General features: G+C 39.8%; 21 protein-coding genes. 3 read left to right on the forward strand and 18 right to left on the reverse strand.

From position 1 onward, the window contains the following. Positions 1 to 3: 3 nt before the first annotated feature. The 3 genes from H0Z36_RS05680 to H0Z36_RS05690 all read right to left on the reverse strand — a co-directional run bounded on the left by H0Z36_RS05680 (position 4) and on the right by H0Z36_RS05690 (position 1,319). Positions 4 to 417: a hypothetical protein gene (locus tag H0Z36_RS05680; protein WP_296864284.1), complete on the reverse strand. Its 414-nt coding sequence runs from the start codon at positions 415 to 417 to the stop codon at positions 4 to 6. Positions 418 to 422: 5 nt separating this feature from the next. Continuing rightward, positions 423 to 845, reverse strand: a complete 423-nt coding sequence (gene fliS, locus H0Z36_RS05685; protein ID WP_296864286.1) for a flagellar export chaperone FliS — start codon at positions 843 to 845, stop codon at positions 423 to 425. An 81-nt stretch (positions 846 to 926) separates the two neighbouring features. After that, entirely contained in the window at positions 927 to 1,319 is a 393-nt protein-coding gene (locus tag H0Z36_RS05690) for a flagellar protein FlaG (RefSeq protein WP_296864287.1), read from the reverse strand. A gap of 431 nt (positions 1,320 to 1,750) precedes the next feature. On the opposite strand from H0Z36_RS05690, the gene H0Z36_RS05695 reads away from it, so the two are divergent. The 3 genes from H0Z36_RS05695 to H0Z36_RS05705 all read left to right on the forward strand — a co-directional run bounded on the left by H0Z36_RS05695 (position 1,751) and on the right by H0Z36_RS05705 (position 3,816). Then, complete coding sequence (locus H0Z36_RS05695; protein ID WP_296864289.1) at positions 1,751 to 2,617, forward strand: formate/nitrite transporter family protein; 867 nt, start codon at positions 1,751 to 1,753, stop codon at positions 2,615 to 2,617. Positions 2,618 to 2,898: 281 nt separating this feature from the next. Then, positions 2,899 to 3,543: a rhomboid family intramembrane serine protease gene (locus H0Z36_RS05700; RefSeq protein WP_296864291.1), complete on the forward strand. Its 645-nt coding sequence runs from the start codon at positions 2,899 to 2,901 to the stop codon at positions 3,541 to 3,543. Between the two features lie 141 nt (positions 3,544 to 3,684). Then, the gene (locus tag H0Z36_RS05705; RefSeq protein ID WP_296864293.1) at positions 3,685 to 3,816 is read left to right on the forward strand and encodes a hypothetical protein; all 132 of its coding nucleotides are present in this window, start codon (positions 3,685 to 3,687) and stop codon (positions 3,814 to 3,816) included. Between the two features lie 80 nt (positions 3,817 to 3,896). Here H0Z36_RS05705 and H0Z36_RS05710 read toward each other — a convergent pair whose 3' ends face one another. The 15 genes from H0Z36_RS05710 to H0Z36_RS05780 form a co-directional block, all read right to left on the reverse strand. Beyond that, positions 3,897 to 4,094, reverse strand: coding sequence for a YjfB family protein (locus H0Z36_RS05710; RefSeq protein WP_296864295.1), 198 nt, complete (start codon positions 4,092 to 4,094; stop codon positions 3,897 to 3,899). 20 nt (positions 4,095 to 4,114) lie between these two features. Next, positions 4,115 to 4,480 (reverse strand): hypothetical protein, encoded by a 366-nt coding sequence (locus tag H0Z36_RS05715; RefSeq protein WP_296864297.1) that lies wholly within the window; start codon positions 4,478 to 4,480, stop codon positions 4,115 to 4,117. A gap of 89 nt (positions 4,481 to 4,569) precedes the next feature. Next, positions 4,570 to 6,021, reverse strand: coding sequence for a flagellar filament capping protein FliD (gene fliD, locus H0Z36_RS05720; RefSeq protein ID WP_296864298.1), 1,452 nt, complete (start codon positions 6,019 to 6,021; stop codon positions 4,570 to 4,572). A 33-nt stretch (positions 6,022 to 6,054) separates the two neighbouring features. Continuing rightward, positions 6,055 to 6,321 carry a carbon storage regulator CsrA gene (gene csrA / locus H0Z36_RS05725; RefSeq protein ID WP_296864300.1) on the reverse strand — a complete coding sequence of 89 codons (267 nt, stop codon included), beginning with the start codon at positions 6,319 to 6,321 and terminating at the stop codon, positions 6,055 to 6,057. 3 nt (positions 6,322 to 6,324) lie between these two features. Beyond that, entirely contained in the window at positions 6,325 to 6,795 is a 471-nt protein-coding gene (gene fliW, locus H0Z36_RS05730; protein WP_296864302.1) for a flagellar assembly protein FliW, read from the reverse strand. Positions 6,796 to 6,824: 29 nt separating this feature from the next. Then, positions 6,825 to 7,382: a DUF6470 family protein gene (locus H0Z36_RS05735; RefSeq protein WP_296864304.1), complete on the reverse strand. Its 558-nt coding sequence runs from the start codon at positions 7,380 to 7,382 to the stop codon at positions 6,825 to 6,827. Positions 7,383 to 7,546: 164 nt separating this feature from the next. Next, entirely contained in the window at positions 7,547 to 8,464 is a 918-nt protein-coding gene (gene flgL, locus H0Z36_RS05740) for a flagellar hook-associated protein FlgL (RefSeq protein WP_296864306.1), read from the reverse strand. A 12-nt stretch (positions 8,465 to 8,476) separates the two neighbouring features. Continuing rightward, positions 8,477 to 10,387 (reverse strand): flagellar hook-associated protein FlgK, encoded by a 1,911-nt coding sequence (flgK, locus tag H0Z36_RS05745; protein WP_296864308.1) that lies wholly within the window; start codon positions 10,385 to 10,387, stop codon positions 8,477 to 8,479. Positions 10,388 to 10,410: 23 nt separating this feature from the next. Next, positions 10,411 to 10,914 (reverse strand): flagellar protein FlgN, encoded by a 504-nt coding sequence (locus tag H0Z36_RS05750; RefSeq protein ID WP_296864396.1) that lies wholly within the window; start codon positions 10,912 to 10,914, stop codon positions 10,411 to 10,413. Between the two features lie 25 nt (positions 10,915 to 10,939). Beyond that, positions 10,940 to 11,236, reverse strand: coding sequence for a flagellar biosynthesis anti-sigma factor FlgM (gene flgM / locus H0Z36_RS05755; protein WP_296864310.1), 297 nt, complete (start codon positions 11,234 to 11,236; stop codon positions 10,940 to 10,942). Between the two features lie 159 nt (positions 11,237 to 11,395). Then, positions 11,396 to 11,818, reverse strand: a complete 423-nt coding sequence (locus H0Z36_RS05760; RefSeq protein WP_296864312.1) for a TIGR03826 family flagellar region protein — start codon at positions 11,816 to 11,818, stop codon at positions 11,396 to 11,398. A 58-nt stretch (positions 11,819 to 11,876) separates the two neighbouring features. Then, positions 11,877 to 12,596, reverse strand: coding sequence for a ComF family protein (locus tag H0Z36_RS05765; protein WP_296864314.1), 720 nt, complete (start codon positions 12,594 to 12,596; stop codon positions 11,877 to 11,879). 305 nt (positions 12,597 to 12,901) lie between these two features. Further along, entirely contained in the window at positions 12,902 to 13,033 is a 132-nt protein-coding gene (locus H0Z36_RS05770; RefSeq protein WP_296864316.1) for a hypothetical protein, read from the reverse strand. Between the two features lie 98 nt (positions 13,034 to 13,131). Then, positions 13,132 to 13,743: a response regulator transcription factor gene (locus tag H0Z36_RS05775; protein WP_296864397.1), complete on the reverse strand. Its 612-nt coding sequence runs from the start codon at positions 13,741 to 13,743 to the stop codon at positions 13,132 to 13,134. 40 nt (positions 13,744 to 13,783) lie between these two features. Then, a complete protein-coding gene (locus tag H0Z36_RS05780; protein WP_296864318.1) occupies positions 13,784 to 15,214 on the reverse strand; it encodes a phosphoglucomutase/phosphomannomutase family protein in 1,431 nt (476 codons plus the stop codon). Between the last annotated feature and the right edge of the window lie 66 nt (positions 15,215 to 15,280).

Raw genomic sequence — 15,280 nt, forward strand, 5'->3', positions numbered from 1 at the left:
AATTTATCCACGTCTATCGAAAAACCACCCTTCTTCTTTCTCCTCGGGGGTATAAGCTTTTCTTACTTTTTCATTCTGACGCAAAGTCTTAATCTTTTTACCTATACCTTCAAGCCTTTCCTCTACAACCGCTCTGCTTTGGTCTTCCTGCTGTTTTATAAAAAACATAAGCTCTCTTATCTCAGGATCCTCTTTCACAAATACATTCTCTTTTCCTATCTTAGCATAGAGCTCCTCAATATAAGCAATAACCTTATCCTTTTCCTCCAAAACCCCTAAAAGTTCATCTTCCCATCCGGTATCTTCATCTTCCTTAATACTTTGCAAAAGCATAAGCTGGCGGCAGGAAACATCCAGAAGGTTAACAAAGGCAGCTTTAATTTCTTCCTTAATCTCAAATATAAAACTATTTTCCATATCATCTATCCCTTAATGCTCAGATTTTGCATCTGTCTAGCTTCAATTCCGTTCCCTGCCTGCTTTTTAACTACTTCCTGCCAAGTGTCGCGCAGTTCAGTCAGGAAACCTTCAACCTCATCTAATATCTCAGTATCTTTATTTACATTGGCTTCTACCATACGCCGGTAAATATAATCATAAATGCTGTAGAGCTGTTTAGATATATCATACTCCATATTTAAAGTAACCATAAGCTCAGTAACAATGTCCTGCGCCTTAATAATCCGGTTATGGGCCATGTTATAATCCTTAGTTTTTATAGCCTCTCTGGCATCTTTCACATTCCTTATAGCTCCATCATAAAGCATCAAAAGCAGTTTCCCCGGAGATAAAGTTTCAATACTGGTTTTTTTATACTGATCATATGCCTGAGCATACATATTCATCCTCTTTTAAGCCCCCTTTTAAAAATTAAATATTGTTTTAAAATTTCCTGCTTCTGTAAATAGTATAATTTATGCCGCATATCAAACAAGAGCATCTACAAAAACACCTAAAAACCTATCTAAAACCTCTTTTATGCTTGCAGAAATTTCCAGCATATACTCAGGTGGAATTTCCCGAATAACCTTGTTAGAATCGGTATCCACCACTTTAATCTGATACTTTCCGCTCTTTTCATGTATCTGAAACTCCAAATGATAATTGCTGATGTGAAAAGCTTCATTAGCCGTTTCCACTGCCTGCTGAAGCCTTTCTAAAGCAGGCGGCATTGTTTCTTTTAGTCCTTTTTCTTCTCCATCCTTTAACTTGCTCTCTTTCTGCTCGGCCATCCCGGCGGAAAAAACCTCACGGTTTGCGAAATCAGTTCTGACGTTCCTTGGATAATTACCAGCTGCCGCCAAACCTTCAATCCGCATAACACTTCCTCCCCATAAAAACTTCTGTTATAAATATCGTTATATTTATCCAAAACTTTAACACCACTTTTTTTACTTCGGGACGGTTCCGAAATCAAAAACCATTTCGAATCGAAACAGTTTTTAATTTGGGGACGGTTCTCGATTTTAAAAGAATTTCGTTTCGAACTAATTTGTTTAAGAAAATCTGTCTCAGAATAAAATACAAAATTTATTTCAAAAAACCTTAAATGATTATCTCTCAACTGTTCGTTAAAAAAATAACATTTTTTTGTTGAATTTTATCGAAATTGGTTTAAAATATATCTTGTTGTGCTAAATTTCACAAGCTTTTTTATTCAGGGACGGGTTTAAAGTTTAAATCTGTTCAATTATCTAAATAATTTTAAAGTCAGAAACTTTAATCTAGAAAAAGTGAGGAGGGAAAACCAGTGAATTATCACACCCCAGAGGAAACCGCCGTTTTGGCAGTAAACGCCGGTTCTAAAAAGGCTTCTCTGCCTGTTTACAAAATGATTCTTCTCGGGATATTAGCCGGGGTTTATATCGGCTTCGGAGCTAACATAGCTATCAAAATAGGTTCTGCCCCGGATAGCAACAGTGCTTTAGGGATATTCCTTTATGGAGCAGTATTTTCCATAGGGCTCATGCTGGTTATGATATGTGGTGCAGAGCTCTTTACCGGCAATAACATGACTTGCTTTATGGCAGTTTTAGACGGCAAAGCAACCGTAGGCGGACTCTTTCGCAACTGGGTAGTAGTTTATCTGTCTAACTTTATCGGTTCAGTTCTATTGGCTTATATAGTATTTTTAGCCATGTTCTGGGTAACACATGATCCTTCTGGAACAGTAATTTTAAGTCCAGTAGGCGAAAAAGCAGTTTATATAGCTAAAAATAAAATGGGGCTTTCCTTTAGCGCCGCTTTCATGCGCGGTATACTCTGTAACTGGATGGTATGCCTGGCTGTTTTTATGGCACTGGCTGCCAAAGATATCGTCGGCAAAATATTCGGCATATTCTTTCCAATAATGGCTTTCGTAAGCAGTGGTTATGAACACTGTGTAGCCAACATGTTTTATGTACCTTATGGCATAATAGTTGCCAAGGCAGCTCCACATGCCACAGCCTCCAGTCTTGGGATAAGCGCAGCCGAAATAAATAATATTTTCACTTATGGACACTTTATAACATCTAATCTTATCCCAGTAACATTAGGTAATATAGTAGGAGGCGCAATTTTTGTAGGAACTTTCTATTATTTTGTGTATATAAAGCAACATTCTTCTAAAATATAAAGCAAAAAGTTAAACAGTTAAAGAGGGCAGGTATTTATTATGCCCTCTTTTTTATTCGCTAATTATTTTAATCCCTGGGGCATTCCAGGTTAACCTTGCAAAAAATTATTTCTAAGTTGAAATAGTTTTAAATTTCGGAACCGTCCCCAATTTAAAATCTATTTCGATTCGAAGTTTTTTAGGGTTTCAAAGCTGTCCTTAAGCTAAAAAGCAAACAGGCTTTATAATTTAGAAAAAAAATGCTACAGTTTAAATAAAACCAAATAAAGGAGAAAAATATTATGATACCTTTGAGGGACAGCACTCCCAGTCTTTCCTTCCCGCTGGTTACCATTCTCATAATAATAGCTAATATTTATGTTTTTTATCTACAGATCACCAGCGGTTTAATCGGAATGGAAGAAATGATTTACCACAAAGGTTTTATCCCTGTTAATTTTTTAAATAATCCTCTTTCAGCTCTCACTTATATGTTTTTGCACGGCAATTTTGCTCATATACTTTCCAACATGTGGATATTGTGGCTTTTAGGCGATAATGTTGAAGATCGCATGGGTAAAACACGTTTTATTATTTTTTACCTTTTATGCGGCATCATAGCTGCTTTAACACACTATTATATAAATCCGACCTCTCCTGTTCCGGTAGTCGGAGCTTCTGGTGCTATTGCCGGAGTTATGGGAGCATATTTTATCATGTTTCCCCGTGCAGGTATCTTAACTTTCGTTCCGCCCTTCTTTCTCCTAGTTTTTCCCGCCTGGCTTTACCTGGGGATATGGATCTTAACCCAGCTCTGGTGTGGAGCCGGCAGCCTCATGCTGGGAACATGTAATTCCATAGCCTTCTGGGCTCATATCGGAGGATTTGTTTCCGGAGCAATTCTCCATCCTTTCTTCGTTCGTCAAGAAAGACCTTATTATTACTAATTAATTGCATATATTAGCAATTTTTATATAAAAATTTTTCGATTTACTTGTATTTTATAGTGAAAAATAGTACAGTCACTTTTGAAGCATACTATAATAAAAAACTAAAGTTTAACTACAGAAAGAATGGAGGTAAGAGACATGCAAAGGGAAAGAGATGAACACCTGGCCCGTTTTGTGGATGAAGCAGTAAAAGGTATAGAGGAAAGCTTAACAAAAAATAAATCTCAAAAAACCGGGATTTTAAAAAAAATTTTCAAAAAAAGCAAATAATTAAAAGAGGGGGAAATCCCCTCTTTTCAGTTCTTCAAGTAGTAAAAAGCTCCTTCCTCAGCATCCTAGTTCTACTTTTTTCATACCTTCACATTAATATTAGCTCCTAAATGTGGCATAACCGCCCTCTCCATCAACTGAGTATTTACCTGCATAATCTTAAGCATATCATTCATTTGGCCTTCTGCCTGCTCCATAGCCATCTTTAAAACAGATACCCCAACATTCTGAGCCAGCTTAGCCTGGCTGAAAACTACCGAATAAGCTGCAATATCCATAAAAACACCTCTTTTCAGTTTTAGGACATAACATAAGGTATAAGCTCATCTTCCATCATACTTTTCCATTCTGCAAAAACCGGTTCTAAACTTGTTTTCATAAATTCCAGAGCCTTACCGGCATCATTCTCCTCATAAAACTTTACCATCATACTGAAAGCTTCCTTTAATTTTTCGTTTCCATTCCCAATTCTTCCTGCAGCTATGTCAGGACTCATAAATATTATACTGTTTTCAATGGCAAAAAAGGCTTCTATTGTGTCATGCAAAACCCCTATAACCGTTTCTGTCTCTAAAGCCTCCATTCTTTCTCTCATATAATCAAAAGCTTCTTGCATAGTATATAAGAGCTCTAAAATATTCCTAATCACCGTTTGATCAAGCATATAACACCTGCTCTCCTGATTATTTTCCCATCCCCTTAGTCCATATTTCGCTTTTAAATAAAATTTTCCTTTTTTAAAGATTATTTACCTTAAGAAAGCTGAGCCATAAGCCAATCGCTCTGACTCTGCATTCTAGCCAAGGCTTTTTCCATAGCTGTGAACTGTTTCCAGTAGCGCTCCTCTATTTCAGCCATTTTTTCCTGCATTTCAAATATTTTCTCAGTCTGCTCCAGAATTTCCTTACCCAAAGTGCTGTTATCAACCTTATAATCATCCCGTCCAGCCTTAGCTACAATACTGTTAATAGAATTATTGACTGTATCATATAGCTTCTGGGCTATTCCATTTTCCGCTTCATTTGTAAAAAGGGCCATAACCCCTTCTATATCTTCACTCAAAGCTTCCCTGAGTTTTTCTTCATCAACATAGAGCTTGCCATGGTCATTCCAGGAAAGTGTATTTATACCTATAGAATTTAAGGTCTTGTAATTACTTTCAATTCCGGAAACAGCATCCATCGCCGTCATGCGGATCTGGCTGTATATAGAGCGGAGCATAGGATCGGAATTTAAAAGTCCACTTCTTGCCTTTTCCTCCCAGAGCTCAATTTCATTTTCCTTCATCTCTTTTTTCTGCTCATCAGTCAAAGGAGGATAATCGCGGTATCTTTTTTCGGTCAATTTAGTGTCAATTTTTTCCATAACCGCATTGTAGTTTTCAACAAATGCCTTAATCTTATCTACCGCTGCATCTATATCCTGGTTTACGCTTACCGTTGCAGTCCCCTTACTTTTAAGATTAAGGGTTAAGCCTATAACCTTTACCTGATTGGAGGCAAAACTTATATCATCCCCACCGTTTATGCGAATTAAAGCATTTTGCCCCTGACTTAAAGTAACTTCACTGCCTTCGTTAAAAGTCCCTCCTAAAAGATTTTCCAGATTAGTTTTGCCGCCAGCATCACTTGCAGTAAACTTGATTGCTGCTGCATCTCCAGTATCAGCCGACATTAGAAAAAGCCGGTTCAAGTCCTCATCATAAACTGCCTTAACCCCAGTAGTATCGGCAGCATCATTTATCTTGTCAACAACATTCTGAACCGTTTCTCCTGCACCTAAAGTTATCTCTGCGCTTCCTTTGCTCCCCGCAATTGTAAAACTTCCGTCCACAGCAGAAAAGCCATCAGCTGGAGTGCTTTGATAACTTGCTCCTTTAGCAAGCTGGACAACTTCAATTTCATAATTACCAAGTGTTGCCCCGGCATTAACACTTACTCCCTGAACAACTGACTCATCAGAGGAAACCACCTCGCGTGCAAGGAAAGAGCTCTGAAGCTTAAGATCAAAAACAGAATTTCGCAAAGCTAAAAGCTTAGTATTAATCTCACGATAATCGCTGCGCTTCCATTCTAAAAGCTGTTTTTCCTGAACTACGCGGTCAACTTTAATCTGCTCCAGGCGCATCAGGTCTTTTACAATCTTTTCAGTATCAAGGCCACTCGCTATACCACCAAAACGGATATTATTCACTCCATAAGACATCCGGCTTTCCTCCCTTCGGCAATCAAACCTGCATTAATCTTCGCCTGAACCTTCTTTTTTCATTTCCCTGCTGTCTAAAAGCTGTTTCAAACTGCTCAAACTCTCTGCGTTTAGCAGATATTTGCTTGCTTCGATATTGGCTTCCTTTATATTTTCATATATTTCCTTGCGGACAATGCTTACAGAGCGGGGGGCTTTAATTCCTATCTTTACCAGATCTTTCTGGACATCTATAATGCTTATTTCAATATCCTCACCTATAATTATGCTTTCTCCTTTTTTGCGCCCTAAAACCAGCAAGCTCTACTTCGCCTCCCCCGCCACACCTGATTTTTCCCCTTCAAAAGCATAAGGAAAAATAAAGTGCTTAGTATTATAATCGGAATCTGCAGCAACAAACTGAAGTCCAATTTTATCTTTTACATTTATAATAAGAGGAGCGAGAAGATTAGCTGTAGTTTTCCTGTAATCTTCAGGAACTGTTAAAATCACAAAAACCTGAATATCGCCGGCATTTTCCTCCGCCTTAATCTTTCTACTTTCTTCTTCTCCCATCTTTATTTCATAGTCGGGAAAAAAAACAAAAGGGTCAGCCAGCATAAAACAAAGCTCAGGTGTCTTAAGAGATTGCATATAATAAAAAGGGGCTCCGCTTTCTACCGGAACAATGACAAATTTCTTCTCTTCCTCAAAAGCCGGCAACCCTTCCGGAAAATTAATAATCATGTTTTCTTCTATCTCCATCTCGCCCAAAATCAGGCTTGCAATCTTCATAATTATCCCTCCAAAAATTGCACCTATCCTCAAGCTTTAATGTCTATTTTATCTCCTACCCAATCAATCTTAATATAATTTTGCTGGGCAATATAAACTTCAACCTTCCCCGGTTCAAAATAATTTTCCACTTTTCCCCTAACAAGTTCCAGGTCAACCTGTCCCGGAATAAATTCTATTTCCACCGGGCGAACATCCCAGGTTATTTCCGGAGGCTGTTTAGGGACAGCAGTAACATTAAAATCAGCCGGCTCGCCAAATCCCTTTTCCGCCAGCTCTTCTATTGTTACTCCTTTTTCGATTGCAGCCAGGCTGTCTCCTTCTTCAGCTATATCTCCTATAGCCCTTAAAACCTGTTCCCTTCCTAGCTGCGCATAATAGCTTATAAAATCAGGCAAACTTCTTCTCTCCACATCCGCAAAACAGCGGCGCTGGTCAATATAAACCTTAGGATGGGAAATATGCATATTAAGCTTCGGCTCTTTTATTTCCAAATTAATCTTGGGAAGAGTAGTTTTAAGCGGTAAAAAAGGCTCCTTTATGTTAAGCCCGATTTGGACAAACTGCTGTTCAATTCTGAGCTGCACAAATTCCTCCCCCCTCTTTTAAATAGCAACAATTGGGGTTCGATAACCTTTCAAAGGGGTAAAATTATTTCGAATGGAAATACTTTTAAAAATGAGAACCGTCCCCAAATTAAAATCTATTTCGATCCGAAATTTCTAGTCCCCCAGCCTCCTCCAGATTTAAATTAGCGGAGGAAGTCGACCAGGCTGGGCTGAATAATACGGGCTCCGGCAGAGAGAGATGCCCGGTAAACATTCTCCTGCATCTTGAGGTTCATAATAACTTCAGCCAAATCAGCATCTTCATTTTCGGCCAAAAGGCTGGTAAAAGATATCTGGGTAGATTCGAGCCTGCTTTTCTGCAGTTCCAATCGGTTGGTTTTAGCCCCAACAACCGAACGGGCTGTCAGCATATCGCTCATCTTATCGTCAATCTTGCTCAAAGCAGCACTTATCTTATCTAAGTTGCCGTTTTCAATGTCGCCTGCCAGATTATCAAGCAGGGTAAAAATCCCTTCCCTGGTATTCGTTCCATCATTAAAATCAGTAAAAAAATAATTCATATCTCTATTGGTTATATTCATCGAAATAACAATGCCTGTTCCTATCTCCAGCTCCAGATGCTCGTCATTTCCCACCCAGTTATCCGGGTTTGCCCCCTTGCTATAAGGCGGCTCACTCACGTTGCGTCCTCCAAAAACATGTTTTGTCCCATAGGTAGTATTGGCTATGAGCTTTATCTGTTCGTTAAGTTCTTTTACTTCATCAGCAATTGCCTTGTGAGCCCCCGGATCATTAGTCCCATTGGCTGCCTTTACCGTAAGTTCCCGTACCCGCTGCAGTATCTGGGTGATATTATCCAGTGCGGAATCAGTAGTCTCCATAAAATTTATAGCCTCATTTATATTGGCTAAATACTGTTCCCCTTCTACGATATTGGTCCTCAAACGAAGGGATTTTACCAGTCCTGCCGGACTGTCAGAAGGCATATTTATCTTTTTGCCGGTAGAAAGCTGACGCTGATATTTATCCATCATACGGTAATTGTTGTTTAGGTTGCGCATAAGGTCATTTACCAGCATATTGTTGGTTATGCGAATCACAGCTTAACCCTCCTATCTTCCAACAATGCCAATGCGATTGACAATGACTTCCAATGATTCATCCATAACAGTAATATAGCGGGCAGCTGCATTGTAGGCGTGTTGGAATTTTATTATATTCGCCATCTCTTCATCCAAAGAAACTCCGGAGACCGACTGCCTTTTGCTTTCTAACTGGTTTAAAAGGATTTCCTGGCTGTCCACCATGCGTTTGGCTTCTGATGCCTGCACCCCTTTGTTGGCAGTAATAGCCCGCCAGTAATCATCACATGTAACATAATTTATTACTCCGCTGTAAGATTTGTCTGCCACAAGGCTTGCTGTCATAAGCGGGGTTGAAATCGGCGGATTCCCCTTTAAAAGATTGAGACCTGTCGCATCAATTTCCTTAAACCTCTCTCCCCCGACAAATATCAGCTTATCTCCACTCAATCTGACTTCTATCAAAACATCATTAGCCTTCAAATCCGCATCTTCCTGCAGATATTTCTGCAGGGCGTAGGCTAATTCAGCTAAATCCCGGTAATTGGCAGGAGGGGTTAAAGCGCTGATATTTATGGTCTTAGTAACCGTAGTCCCTGCTGCCGGATCATCAACATAAGTAATCACTATGTCACCTGATATATTATCATACGGGAAAGAAAGACTCCCCAACGAAGGGCTTTCAGCCCATACATACCTGTCATTCAAACTGTGCTTGAGCTGGGCAATCTTTAGAGCATTAGCCCCATCCCCGAAATTATATTTTTGCAAAACGCCGGTGCTGTCATCCCATGTGCGGTAAGCAGCTGCTGCAATATTTTTGGGATCAACTGCAATATTCTGAGCGACCTTTATATATTCTGCCCAGTCTTCAATGGCATTTATATCTGCTAGCGTATCAGGCTGATCAAAAAAGTTGATGCCATCTGGAAAAGTAGTCTGGTTATTGAGGCTGAAACCTCCTCTATGCAGTTCATTGGTCCTGAGCACAATAGTTTTAGCCAAGGTATTGAGCTGCTCCATCATTTCCGGAACAATCTCCTTATAAGGCGAAGGGGAAGGTTCTTCTGCTCTTTCTGTCTTGCCGCGGACATCTAAAAGGCCTCTAAGCTCTCCTCCTTCGACATTAGCTCTTACCCCGGTGTCTTTCCAGATTACCATATGCATACCCTGAGTATCCTGCACCGTCCCCAGCTCATAATACTCTACTCCCTGCACCAGGGTGCGTCCGCCCATCTGCACTGCCACCATGCCGTTTTGTTCCTGGACTATCTTAACCGATGTTAAATGGCTTAACTGATCCAACAAATAATCTCTTTTATCTAAAAGGTCATTGGGCTGTTTGCCGGCAATATTTATGGCTAAAATCTGCTGGTTTAAATCAGCTACCTGCTGAATAATCGAGTTGATTTCCACCACCTTTATAGCAACGGAGGCATTTACATCTTCCCGCAGCTCCTTAAGCTGTTTGTAAGTATGGTTAAAGGTGTCTGCCATAGCCATAGCCCGCTGAACCACGGTTGCTCTTACCGCTTCACTTTCCGGATTGGCAACTAAATCCTGCCACGACTTCCAGTAAAGATCCATAACCGAACGCAACCCATCCTCAGAAGGCTCATTAAGAATGACTTCTATCTTGGATAAAGCATCCTGCAGTGCATTCCAATAACCTGCTGTTTTATTTTCATTTCTTATCTGTTCATCAATAAAAGCATCCCTTATCCGCTGAATATCCTTAACCGTAACCCCGGTTCCCATCTGCCCTGCCTTGCCACTGTTCACCATAACAGGGGTATGATAAGGCCTCGTTGTCTGCAGATTTGCCACCTGCCTGGTATATCCCGGCGTATTGGTATTGGAAATATTATGGCCGGCAACCTCTAGAGCCGTCTGATGACTCATAATCGATCTTTTGCCTATTTCTATTCCAAAAAAAGACATTCTTCCCTACCTCCAAAAAAGAACTATACCTTTTTGTCTATCAGGTTTATTCCCGGCTTAGAAACCTTTCCCCCGGCCGGATTATTTTTCTGACCGTAAACCCCGGCTTCATCTCCTTCTAAAAGAACCTGCACCGTTTCTATATACTGCAAGGCCTGTTCAATAAGCTCATTATTATGCCGGTTTAATCTCTGTAAAAAACTCAAGTTGGCTGTCAAAGCATCCATTATCTCCGCAAATTCCGGATAAAAAAAAGGAAAAGAAGCCTTTACCTGCTCTAGCATTTTGTCGGCTGTAAGCTCTTCCCTTTTAACCTGCCAGTAATCTGCCATTTTTTCCTGAAGCATTAACCGTTTATCTTCCCACGTATTTAAATTTGCCAGCAAGACATGCTCTTTGGGCAAAAGTTTATCCAACTCCTTAACATTATCTGCGATAATATACTGCTGCTTTAAGTTTCCGCATTCAATAAGGCTTTCTAAAATCTCATTTTCCTTTTTCAGGACCTCAATTAATTCCCTTAACACCTTTTCCAAGCTATAACCCCCATACTTAAACAAGCTTATCTACAATAGCCCTTTCAATCATCTTTTCTGCCACTTCGCCATCTGATATCATATAAGTTCCGGAGGATACCTTCTCTTTCAACTCTTCCACCTTATCCATCCTCATATCCGGCGCTTGTTTAACCACTTTTAAAAGCTGCTGCTTTATCCGGCTTTCATCTGATATCACAATGCTGTCTTTTTCCGCCTTATTAGTGGATTCCTTCTTATTTACCTTATTAGTCTCCAAGTGGCTTCCGTAAATACGCAGTATATTTTGTACCTGATTTTTAGAAATAATCATACACATTTCTTCCTCTCTTTCAGGTCTTGGTTATATTTTCGAAAAAAAAAAAAAAGATTATTAAAGCCATAATCTTAAAAACAATCCACATATCTTTATTTTTCTCTTTAATACTCTTTCTAACACATATTTTTGCTTAAAATACAACGTCTCCAGCCACTACTTCCTATCTGTTTCCCTGGTATACATTCGATCCTTTATGGTTCTCCCAATATTGGCATCCTTTTTGCCTTCAGAACCTTGACTTCCAATAATTCCTTTTATCTGGGCATCCATTTCTTTAATACACTCCGGACAAAATCTTCCCGCAGAAATCTTTTTGCCGCATCTCTCACATTCCAGTGCAGCAGCCAGCCCTTTAGACTGCAGTCTTCCTTCACGCAAAAATTGCAGAATCTTTTCTTCTTCAACTCCGGTTGCCTCTGATACCTCAAAAATAGTCGCGCCGGGATTATCCCGCACATATTTTCTGACAAGCAGATATTCATTCTCCTCTTCTTCCTGGCACTTCTTGCACAGATTCCGTCCCTGATAGGCAAAAAGACGTCCACACTTGGGGCAGTTTCTGAGATCATTAACCATAAAAAACCCTCCTTTTAACTAAAAAGCTTGTCCAGTCTAATACCTTCATCAATCAAATTTAAAATCCATGTCCGGTTGCCCAGGTAATAACCGCCACTCTTTCTGCACCGGCACCAAGAAGGGTGCGGGCACATTCCCGGCTGGTTGAACCGGTAGTATATACATCATCTACCAGTAATATATTCTTTCGATAAATCTTTTTCTTATCCTTTACCTCAAAAGCACATAAGAGATTTTTTTCCCTTTCTTCTTTAGACAGTTCCCTTTGAGGCGGAGTTTCCTTAACCCTTATCAAAACCTTGTCATCCATCTTTATCTTAAGCTGGCGGCTTATTGATTTTGCCATTTCTGCTGTTTGATTAAAACCCCGCTGTTCCAAATGGCCTTTAGAAGCAGGCACCGGAACTATTAAATCTATCGGGAAATAGCGCGGCTCCCCTTTTACCACCTCTGCCATCATCTTCCCCATAGCTACCGACAAATTTCTCTTGCCTAAAAACTTCAATACCTTAATAGCTATTCGGCATGAATCTTCATAAGGTCCAACTGCCCTGGCAATAGCAAACGGCGGCTCCTTAACAGAACAATCCTGACATAAAAACTTATCAGCGGGAATAACCTTGCCGCATCTGTCGCATATATGCATATCCTGTCTCATACTGCGAATAGCCTTTTCACATTCGTCACACCACGGCCTTGAAGTTGTATATCTTCCAGGTTTGCGGCACAAACTGCATTTATGCATAGGGAAAATAATATCTAAAATAAAATCAAACACTTTCCTTACCCCACCCTAAATCGCTTAGTATATACTATTCACAAATCATAACAGCTGTCATTTCTAAATTTAACTTAATATCTTATTATAACATAAATTTTCTCAATCCAGATAACCTCCTGCTAAAATCGTCCGTTAAATTGGGGACGGTTCTGAAATTAAAAACTATTTCACTTTCGAAATACTTTTTAACTTGGGGACGGTTCTCGATTTTAAATCTTTTTCGATTCGAAATAATTCCGAAACAATTCATAAATAAAAACAAACAGCAAAACATCAAATCTGCTACTTAAAACTCCATGTTATTATATTTCTCTTCTTATAAAAGACTTAACCCTTACTTTTTCCTCTTTCTCCACTATATGGCTTCCTATAATAACAGCAATCATTATAAACATCCATATAGCAAGGCAGAGCAGTTTCAGTAAAGTAAGCATAAAAAAATACCTCCTCTCCGCCTCCTTATATATAAATAAATATGCGAAAAGGAGATATACCGATTACTGGGATAATTTTGCATAAGTAAATTATTTTCTTATACAATACCGTTTTTCAAAACATATAGTGCCGCCTGGGTTCGATCTCGCACATTTAATTTGCGGAAAATAGATGTTAAATGGTTTTTTACCGTTTTCTCGCTTATCATAAGTATTTCAGCAATCTGCTTGTTATTTTTCCCTTCGGCAACAAGCCGCAGGATATCTTTTTCCCGCTTGGTGAGCTTTACTTCGTTGACAGATTCAATTCCAACAGCCTGTTTTGATTCCCGGTTTGAACTTTCTACCTCTTCCTCATCAACCAAGACCGTATGTATCAACTCCAAAAGCTCCTCTTCCGGTCTGTTTTTAAAAAAACAGCCAGAAGCCCCGGCTTCTACTGCCATATTCGCTTCATCCTCAAGAACAGCTAAAGCGATGACTTTTATTTGAGGAAGCTCACGCCTTATCACCCGGGTTGCCCAGATCCCATCAGTCCCCGGCATATTAGTATCCATAAGAAAAATATCCGGTTTTTCCCGACGGGCGATATTAATTGCCCCCTGCCCGTCTCCCACCACGGTAATTAGTTCCAACGCAGAATCCATTGCTACAATATCTTTCATTTTTTCGCGCATCACTGCATTATCATCCGCTATAACTACCCTCACCTTTTTCAACTCCTTTGCCTCCTCAAAAATCCAGACAAAATCAAAATTGTTTCAAGTCTAAGTCCTTCAAAACTTCGTCTTGAATCATCTTAAGCCTTTCCCACTCTGTTGCCTCAACATAAACCCGGAAAAGCGGTTCGGTGCCTGAAGGGCGAATTAAAAACCAGCTTCCATCTTCCAGACAAACCTTTTTGCCATCAACAGTGTTTACATCTTCAACCTTTACTCCTGCCACTGATTTCGGTATATAATCATCAATTTCCTGCATAATCCGCGCTTTTTCCTGCTCCCTAACCTTTATATCAAGTCTCTGACTTACCATGCTGCCGTATTCATTTTCAACCTCTGCCTTAAGTTCAGCTATGGTCTTTCCGGAATAAGCCAACATTTCAACTGCCAAAAGGCAAGCCAGTATTCCATCTTTTTCTGGTATATGCCCGGAAATGCTCAAACCTCCGCTTTCCTCTCCTCCCATTAAACATCCCTTTTCCCGCAAGCATTCCCCGATATATTTGAATCCTACCGGAGTTTCAATAACTGCCAATCCATGTTTTTGGGCAATTCGATCCAACATATGGGTAGTAGCGACTGTTCTTGCTACTGGCCCTTTATAAGCACGGGTTTTTAAAAGATGCATAAGCAAAAGATACATAAACTGATTGGCAGGAATGAAACTTCCCTTTTCATCAACAATGCCAAAACGATCAGCATCTCCATCCAAAGCCAAACCAATATCAGCATTGTAGGTAGTAACCGTACGCTTAAGGGTTCCCAAAATACGATCTACCGGTTCTGGCATAGAACCGCCAAAAAGCGGATCACGATAATTATTTATCGTGCGCACTTCACATCCCAAGTCGGTTAAAATCCTGTCTAAATAGCCAATCCCTGCCCCATACATAGGATCAACCACTACCTTAAGCCCGCGGCCACTAAAATAATCTTGATTAATAAGTCCTTTAACATGATTTATATAATCGCTTTCTATGTCAATCTCCTGCAAAAGCTCAAGCCTTACTGCCTCATCCATCCCCAGCTCATAAACTTTTCCAGTTTCCAAGGTTTTATTCACCTGCTGTTCGATAACGTCAGTAACTTCAGGCATTGCCGGTCCCGCATACTCAGGAATAAACTTTATTCCATTATATTCTGGGGGATTATGGCTGGCAGTAATCATGACCGCACCTGCCGCATCTAAAACCCGGATAGCAAAAGCCGTAACCGGGGTAGGCATAGCTTTTTTCGGTAAATACACTTTTATACCATTTCCGGTTAAAACCTTGGCACATTCACGCGCAAAATTTTCCGACATAAAACGGTTGTCATAACCTATGACAACCCCTTTTTTCGCCAGATTACGACTGTTTATATAGGCAGCAATCCCCTGCGATACTATACGGCAACTGGCAAAAGTAAAATTTTCTGCAATAATTGCCCTCCAGCCGTCAGTACCAAACTTAATATGTGCCAATTTCATATTCCTCCTCAATGCTAATAAAAATAATTATGCTATTTTATTTCACGCCTTTAATTTTAT

The organism is Thermosyntropha sp. (genome assembly GCF_017656155.1).
Lineage (GTDB): Bacteria > Bacillota > Syntrophomonadia > Syntrophomonadales > Syntrophomonadaceae > Thermosyntropha.

Excerpts from the sequence above, each read along its gene's own strand:
- H0Z36_RS05680 (WP_296864284.1), bottom strand. The coding sequence starts at position 417 with ATGGAAAATAGTTTTATATTTGAGATTAAGGAAGAAATTAAAGCTGCC.
- fliS (WP_296864286.1), bottom strand. The coding sequence starts at position 845 with ATGAATATGTATGCTCAGGCATATGATCAGTATAAAAAAACCAGTATT.
- H0Z36_RS05690 (WP_296864287.1), bottom strand. The coding sequence starts at position 1,319 with ATGCGGATTGAAGGTTTGGCGGCAGCTGGTAATTATCCAAGGAACGTC.
- H0Z36_RS05700 (WP_296864291.1), top strand. The coding sequence starts at position 2,899 with ATGATACCTTTGAGGGACAGCACTCCCAGTCTTTCCTTCCCGCTGGTT.
- H0Z36_RS05705 (WP_296864293.1), top strand. The coding sequence starts at position 3,685 with ATGCAAAGGGAAAGAGATGAACACCTGGCCCGTTTTGTGGATGAAGCA.
- H0Z36_RS05710 (WP_296864295.1), bottom strand. The coding sequence starts at position 4,094 with ATGGATATTGCAGCTTATTCGGTAGTTTTCAGCCAGGCTAAGCTGGCT.
- H0Z36_RS05715 (WP_296864297.1), bottom strand. The coding sequence starts at position 4,480 with ATGCTTGATCAAACGGTGATTAGGAATATTTTAGAGCTCTTATATACT.
- fliD (WP_296864298.1), bottom strand. The coding sequence starts at position 6,021 with ATGTCTTATGGAGTGAATAATATCCGTTTTGGTGGTATAGCGAGTGGC.
- fliW (WP_296864302.1), bottom strand. The coding sequence starts at position 6,795 with ATGAAGATTGCAAGCCTGATTTTGGGCGAGATGGAGATAGAAGAAAAC.
- flgK (WP_296864308.1), bottom strand. The coding sequence starts at position 10,387 with ATGTCTTTTTTTGGAATAGAAATAGGCAAAAGATCGATTATGAGTCAT.
- flgM (WP_296864310.1), bottom strand. The coding sequence starts at position 11,236 with ATGATTATTTCTAAAAATCAGGTACAAAATATACTGCGTATTTACGGA.
- H0Z36_RS05760 (WP_296864312.1), bottom strand. The coding sequence starts at position 11,818 with ATGGTTAATGATCTCAGAAACTGCCCCAAGTGTGGACGTCTTTTTGCC.
- H0Z36_RS05770 (WP_296864316.1), bottom strand. The coding sequence starts at position 13,033 with ATGCTTACTTTACTGAAACTGCTCTGCCTTGCTATATGGATGTTTATA.